At 62.7% G+C, this 6,652-nt stretch carries 4 protein-coding genes and 1 pseudogene; 4 read left to right on the plus strand and 1 reads right to left on the minus strand.

Translation table 11 applies throughout. The features are described from left to right. Positions 1–113: 113 nt before the first annotated feature. Positions 114–1,028 (minus strand): LysR family transcriptional regulator, encoded by a 915-nt coding sequence (locus EN745_RS26500; protein WP_127422631.1) that lies wholly within the window; start codon positions 1,026–1,028, stop codon positions 114–116. Between the two features lie 112 nt (positions 1,029–1,140). Here EN745_RS26500 and EN745_RS26505 point away from each other — a divergent pair. The 4 genes and pseudogenes from EN745_RS26505 (at position 1,141) to EN745_RS26520 (ending at position 6,632) form a co-directional block, all read left to right on the plus strand. Beyond that, a pseudogene (locus EN745_RS26505) lies at positions 1,141–1,775 on the plus strand (DsbA family protein). Positions 1,776–1,812: 37 nt separating this feature from the next. Then, entirely contained in the window at positions 1,813–2,421 is a 609-nt protein-coding gene (locus EN745_RS26510; RefSeq protein ID WP_126056141.1) for an NAD(P)-dependent oxidoreductase, read from the plus strand. A gap of 229 nt (positions 2,422–2,650) precedes the next feature. Then, positions 2,651–3,289, plus strand: coding sequence for a response regulator transcription factor (locus EN745_RS26515; RefSeq protein ID WP_127399949.1), 639 nt, complete (start codon positions 2,651–2,653; stop codon positions 3,287–3,289). Between the two features lie 361 nt (positions 3,290–3,650). Then, positions 3,651–6,632, plus strand: coding sequence for a DUF5801 repeats-in-toxin domain-containing protein (locus EN745_RS26520; protein WP_126056142.1), 2,982 nt, complete (start codon positions 3,651–3,653; stop codon positions 6,630–6,632). Positions 6,633–6,652: the final 20 nt, after the last annotated feature.

A 6,652-nucleotide genomic window follows, 5' to 3' on the forward strand; every position in this document is an offset into this window, starting at 1 on the left:
CTAGTTGAAGAACACGAATAGGCGAGAACAGGCGGCGGTTTCTTTTGATGGCCGCCAAGGCGCCTATTCGCTCGATGCGGCTTGCCATCAAACGCAATGACGACGTCTGCTTCTCAAGAGCCGGAGCCGCGTGACCGCCTTTTTTCCGCCGCCGCCAGAATATCGACGAAGGCACGCACCTTTGCCGGCCTGAAGCGCGCCGGCGGAAAGACGGCATGGATGCCGCCGGCGGGCAAGATCCAGTCTGCGAACACCTGCACCAGCCGCCCCTTGGCAATGTCGTCGGCGACGCTGTAGTCCGGAAAGATACCAAGCCCGATGCCGGCATGCACGCAGGCATGGACGGCGGGGCTCTTGTCGCAGCTGACGACCGGGTTGAGTTCGGCCAGCACAGTTTCGTCGTCTTTAGAGAACAGCCATTGGCCGACGCCGCGCAACTGGGCATTGCCGACCCAGGGCAGCGATCTTGACTGCAGGGGGCCCACATTCGGCGGCAGCCTGGCCGCGAGCTCCGGGCTTGCGACGACAACCTGCCGGAAGGTTCCGAGACGCCGCGCCAGATTGCTGGAATCGGCCAGCCAGCCGACCCGGATGCCGAGGTCGATCTGCTCGTCGACGAGGTTGCTCACCGCGTCGTCGAAGATCGTCTCGACCCGCATCCTCGGATATTTCCTCAGATAGGCGGCGATGGTCGGCGCCACGATCTTCTCGCCATAGTCGAGCGGCGCCGTCAACCGCAGCATCCCGGTCGGCTTGTCGGCGCTTCGCGCGATGTCGCCATAGGCGGCTTCCGCTTCGCGCAGGATGATGGCGGCGCGGTCGTAGAACAGACGCCCCTCCTCCGTCGGCGTGACGCGCCGCGTCGTGCGCCGCAGCAGCGTAGCGCCGAGTTCCTGCTCGAGCCTGCTGACCTGATGGCTGACCACCGCCTTGGCGACATCGAGCCGGTCGGCGGCCGCCGTGAACGACCCGGTCTCGATCACCGTGGTGAAATAGACAAGCCGGTTGAGGTTCAGAAGTTCGGCCATCGGCGAGCCATTGTCTGATTTGATCAGACAGTCTGTATGATTGATCACTATTTTTTGCAACCGGCCCAGCTGCCATCTAGGTCCGAGAGACAGACATCCGGACAAGACGGCCATGAGCAATGCAACGCTGACCTATCTTTTCGACCCGCTCTGCGGCTGGTGCTACGGCGCGACGCCGATGCTGGACAGGCTGGAAAAGAGTGGCGTGGTGCTCGAGTTGCTGCCGACCGGTCTCTTCTCAGGCGCCGGCGCGCGACCGCTGGATGCAGGCTTTGCCGCCCATGCCTGGGCGAACGACCAGCGCATCGAGCGGCTGAGCGGGCAGGTCTTCAGCCAGGCTTATGTCGACAACGTGCTGAACGTCCGCGGCACCTTGCTCGATTCCGGCACTGCCACCCTCGGCATCGTTGCCGCCGGCCTCGACGACCCGCGCCTGCGACTTGCGGCGCTGAAGGCGATTCAGCCCGCTATGTCGGTGGCCGCGATATCGTCACGGTGGACGGCGTCGCTGCTGTCCTGACGGACGCCGGCATGGCGGACGCGGCGGGCATGCTGAAGGCGCCCACGCCGAAGCTGCTGGCGGCGCATCACGATCTGGTCAGCCGCGGCCGCGCGCTATTCCAGCGCCTGCGCGCCGATGGCGTTCCCGCGCTCGCCGTGATCCGTAAAGAGGCGCCGCGCCTCATCGGCGCCAGCGCGCTCTTCGGCAGCTACGACAATCTCGTCGCCCATATCCAGGCGGCTTGACCCAGCACAGCAGTCCCCCAAGCAGAAAGGAAATGCCATGAAGATCGCCCTTATCGGCGCCTCCGGCCAGGCCGGCTCGCGCATCCTGAAAGAACTCTCCGACCGTGGCCACGCCATCACGGCAATCGCCCGCAACCCGGACAAGATCGCGAAGCTTCCGGGCGTCACCGCCAGGAAGGGCGACGTCTTCGACAAGGAAGGCCTCGCCGAGTTGATCGAGGGGCATGACGCGGTGGTGAGCTCGGTGCATTTCACCGCCAGCGATCCCGACACGCTGATTGCCGCCGTGCGCGCTTCGGGCGTCAAGCGCTACCTCGTCGTCGGCGGCGCCGGCAGCCTCGAGGTCGCTCCCGGCAAGCGCCTTGTCGACGCGCCGGAATTCCCGGCTATCTACAAGACCGAGGCGCAGAAGGGCGCCGATTTCCTCGACACGCTGCGGACGATCAGCGATCTCGACTGGACCTTCCTGTCGCCGTCGGCCCTGTTCATCGCCGGCGAGCGCACCGGCACGTTCCGCCTCGGCAAGGATGCGCTGCTTTCCTCCGACAACGGCAGCAGCATCTCCTTCGAGGACTACGCCATCGTGATGGCCGGCGAGATCGAGACGCCCAGGCATATCCGGCAGCGCTTCACGGTCGGCTACTGATCACCGGGCTTCGATTCCAGCGCTGAAAAGGCACGCGGGCGCCGTTGCGACAGTTCGGCGATGCCCGCGGGCCCCCCCTTGGCAAGCCGGCGCTGCTTTGCATAGGCCGCAGGTCGCGGTTATAGCCGGAACTATATTAGAGGTTTCTTGACAATACGCTTAACCTCTGGTTTCATTCTTTTCAGGGATTTAGGCAAAGTTCGTTGCGTATTTTACGGACGGTGTTCGCATGTCGACGGTGGTTGTGGCGGACCCGCGGGGGGTGTATCTCGCAGGTCTGGAGTGGGTGTTGCGGAAGGCCGGGCACGATGTTGTCGCCGAGTGCCACCGCGTGGTTGACGTTCTTCCGCATGTGGAACGCCAGCGGCCTGATATTGCCATCATCGGCCTGGATTTAGCGGACCCGCAGACGGCCGGTCTTTCCTCCCGACTGAGAGCCGCCCACCGCGCCCTCGGCGTCATCTTCATCCTGCAGCCAAACGGCGGTCTCGGCGTCAAGGAGATCCAGGCGCTCGACGTTGACGGGCTGGTGCTCGACGGCATCAGCAACCGCTTCCTCGTCGAATGCGTGAACGCGGTGGCGAGCGGCAAGAAATGGATCGACAACAAGATCGTCCAGCACCTGCTGATGCCGCGGCCGCAATCCCAGCCCACGTCCAGGCTCACGGGGCGCGAGAGCGAAATCGCCGATCTCGTCTCGCGCGGCTTGCGCAACAAGACCATCGCCCAGCGGCTGCATGTGTCCGAAGGCACGGTGAAGATGCACCTTCACCACGTCTACACCAAGCTCAACCTCGGCAGCCGGTCGGAACTGGCCTGGGCGGCGCATGGCAAGGACACCGCCCATCCCGGGTCGGACCTGATCTGATCGGCCGGGACCTGATCCCGGCAGCGGTCTCGGTGTTGCGAATACCCTCCGTTCCCTGATTGCGACAGCAGGCGCAAGGCCTGCGGCAGCCCACGCTATCGAAGGATATATATCGTTCGATCAGGACGGGTATTCACCGAAATACTATCTAAGCGCGAATGGACGCACCCTCTGCAACGGCGACACAATCAAGCTAAGAAGGCCGCAATTCAATGCGCGATCTTCCTTAAATAGGGGCATAGGGGCGTCTTTCCAAAACCAGTAAACGTGGACTCCGCGTGTGTCCGAGCCGTGCGCATAACTGCTGCCGCGGTGAATACGACTTGTGGAATCAGTCAACCATCCGGAAAGGATGAATATCATGGCTACCATCAATATAAACGGCACGCTGGTCAACGACCAAACAGCCGGCGTACAATTCAATGATCCGGACGGCGACGATGTCGCTATCTCTGTCGACGCCGGGGGCGACATTTCCGGCAGTCTCGATGCTGCTTTTCTCGCCTTTCTCAACGGTCTCACGCTGTCGGACGCGCAGAAGGCATTCGCCGACTCCGCTGAGGCAGCAAGCCAGTCTGACCTCATCCAGGTGACGGCGGGAGCCAACGAAGTCGTTGACAGTCTGATATTCGCTCCGCTTACCAACGCGAATTCCGGTCTCGACACCGTCGGCGGCCAGGATATCCTCCTCACCACGTCGGCAGACGGGAAATCAGTGCTGGCGACCGCAGGGGTAGGTGGTCCCATCGTCGCGGCTTTCTACATCATCCCCGCCGACGCCGACAACTTGTCGGCCACTGTGCAGATGGTTACCTTCGAGGCAATCGCCCACCCGAGCGGTCTCGACCCTGACGACCGGGTGGACTTCAGCGACATCCTGAAGGTCCGCGCGTTGTCCCACACTGACACGCCCATCGGCGACGACATCAACGTCGACGATGACGGCCCGGACGTCAACACCAACGGGGCCGGCCCGGACCTCACCGTGGACGAGTCGTTCCTTGGCGGTGCCGGTGCTACCACAACCGGCAACTTCCTCGCCAACTTCCCGAACAGCTTCGGGACTGACGGCGCGGGCGCACTCACCTTCGCGCTCGGCATCCCCGCGGACGCCACAGACAGCGGGTTTGTCGACACGGCATCGCAGGAACACATTTTCCTGTACAAAGAGCTTGACGGTAGCATTACCGGTCGTGTCGGAGACGGTGGTCTTGCTGACGCGAACGGTGCTATCGCGTTCACGGTCAGCGTCAACACCACGACTGCCGTCGTGACGCTCACCCAGAGCTTGGCGATGGTTCACAACGTTCCGGGTAACGGGACCGTCCCGCCCGGCAGCTACGACGAAGCTATCTCGCTGGCGGCGACCCTCGTCACGCTCACCGCGCACAGCGAGGACGCTGACGGGGATGATGATTTCGCCACCCTGGACATCGGCGATAATCTCTTCTTCAAGGACGACGGCCCGAGCATCTCGGCAAACGGCACTCCGCCGACGCTCACGGTGGACGAAACCAACTTCGGTACCGACGACGGTCCGACGAGCTTTGCCGGCATCTTCACGCCGCATAGTAGTGGTGCTGACGGTGCGGCAAGCCCTGTCGAGATCACATACGCTCTGGCCGCATCCGGCGCATCCGGTTTGACTGACACTCTCACCGGTCTGTCAGTCGGCCTTTCGGTCGATGCTAACGGTGTCGTCCTCGGCACAATCACCGGCGGAATCGAAGTGTTCCGGATCAGCATCGACGCTGACGGTCTCGTGACATTCAACCAGTCCCGTGCGGTGATTCACGCGAACGCTGCCGATCCTAACGACACCAGGACATTGGCCAGCGCCAGCCTTATCCAGCTGACGGCGACCATCACCGACGGCGACGGCGACACGGCTGTGGCCACCAAGGATATCGGCACGAGCTTCGTCTTCACGGACGATGGGCCGACGATCACGAAGGCGTTCGACGGTGTTCCCGGCGGGGCTCTTGGTGACCACGAGACCCTGAGCAACGTGCTGACGAACCCGAACCAGTCGGCATCTGGCGACTTCGGTTTCGACATCGGGAACGACAAGTTCGCGACCTACGACGCCACGCACTCGGATTTCGCGAGCATATCGCTGTCCGGCAACGTCACCGGCCTGGTACCGAACACTCCGACCGCATTCGCAACCTCGAGCGTTACGCTCGTGGCCGGGTCGGAAACTGCCACCTCAGCGACGTTCAACTGGGCTGCCACTTACGACGCTAACCCGGACCTGGCTGGCGTTCAGCCGGGGACGATCGCCGGTACGCTTAGCTTCAACAAGACTGCCGACACCTACACCATCACGTTGAGCGATACGGCGGATGGCTTCACGAAGGACCTACTCCACACCTCGGAGTTGCTTTCCAAGGAGCCCATCGGCAACACGGGCCATCCGAACGTCGTGGTCGAGAAACTTTTCGATGCGTCGGCGACACCCGAACAGACCGACAAGGATTTCTTCGTGCAGTTCACCGGCAACTCAAACCCCAGCGGGAGCCCCTTTGGGTTCAACGGGACGGGTGACGGTAGCCCGATCGCCGGCGATACTTTTTTCAACGCCGGCCAGCAAGTCACCAGCAACTTCGAGGACTGGGTTTCCGCAACCCAGAGCACGAACGGTGTTGCCGGCGACACGATCCAGAAGGGCGAAGCGCTTACCCTCCGATTCTTCGAACTCTCGCCGGGCATCGCGACCGACGACGGCCACACCGCCCCGACCCAGACGGCCAACGATATGGCCATCGAGTTCGACGGTATCGGCAACTCCGAGGACCTGATGCTGGTCCTTAACCTCGTCAACCTCGGTTCAGACGGAGCCTTTGGGGGTTCCGGCACTGCGGCAGACACTTTCACCACGAAGGCGATGTACGTGCAGAACCAGGACATCTACAAGGCTAGCACTCCGGGTGGCGTACCCTCTCCGTATACCAACGAGTTCTCGCTCGACAACAACGACGGTCTCGTGATCGTCGAGCGGAACGACTATAACGCGGCCGGCGAGAACTGGGTGCTCCAGGGTGTCCAGATCATGCAGTCCGGCAACGGTCTGACGGGCCCCGACACTGTACCGGGTGGTGCGTTCGTAGAGACACCGACGGCGATCGACCTGCAAAAGGGAGTCGGTGCAAACGGGGGCAGCACGACCATCGCACTGCAGAACTGGGATGCGACGGACAACGATGTCCTCAAGATCACGGACATCGCTTTCACAGCGACCCAGACCGTGACCCCGGACGCGCACCTTGCGTTCGACGTGGTTATTCATGATGCCGACGGTGACGTGACCGGCACCAACCAAATCTTGGTCGACGTCATCTGACCGACGCCGCGACACGGGGA

Origin of the sequence: Mesorhizobium sp. M4A.F.Ca.ET.022.05.2.1, assembly GCF_003998845.1 — a bacterium.
In the GTDB taxonomy this organism is placed as follows: domain Bacteria; phylum Pseudomonadota; class Alphaproteobacteria; order Rhizobiales; family Rhizobiaceae; genus Mesorhizobium.

Coding starts and splice junctions, on each gene's coding strand:
- EN745_RS26520 (WP_126056142.1), top strand. CDS start 3,651: ATGGCTACCATCAATATAAACGGCACGCTGGTCAACGACCAAACAGCC.
- EN745_RS26510 (WP_126056141.1), top strand. CDS start 1,813: ATGAAGATCGCCCTTATCGGCGCCTCCGGCCAGGCCGGCTCGCGCATC.
- EN745_RS26500 (WP_127422631.1), bottom strand. CDS start 1,028: ATGGCCGAACTTCTGAACCTCAACCGGCTTGTCTATTTCACCACGGTG.
- EN745_RS26515 (WP_127399949.1), top strand. CDS start 2,651: ATGTCGACGGTGGTTGTGGCGGACCCGCGGGGGGTGTATCTCGCAGGT.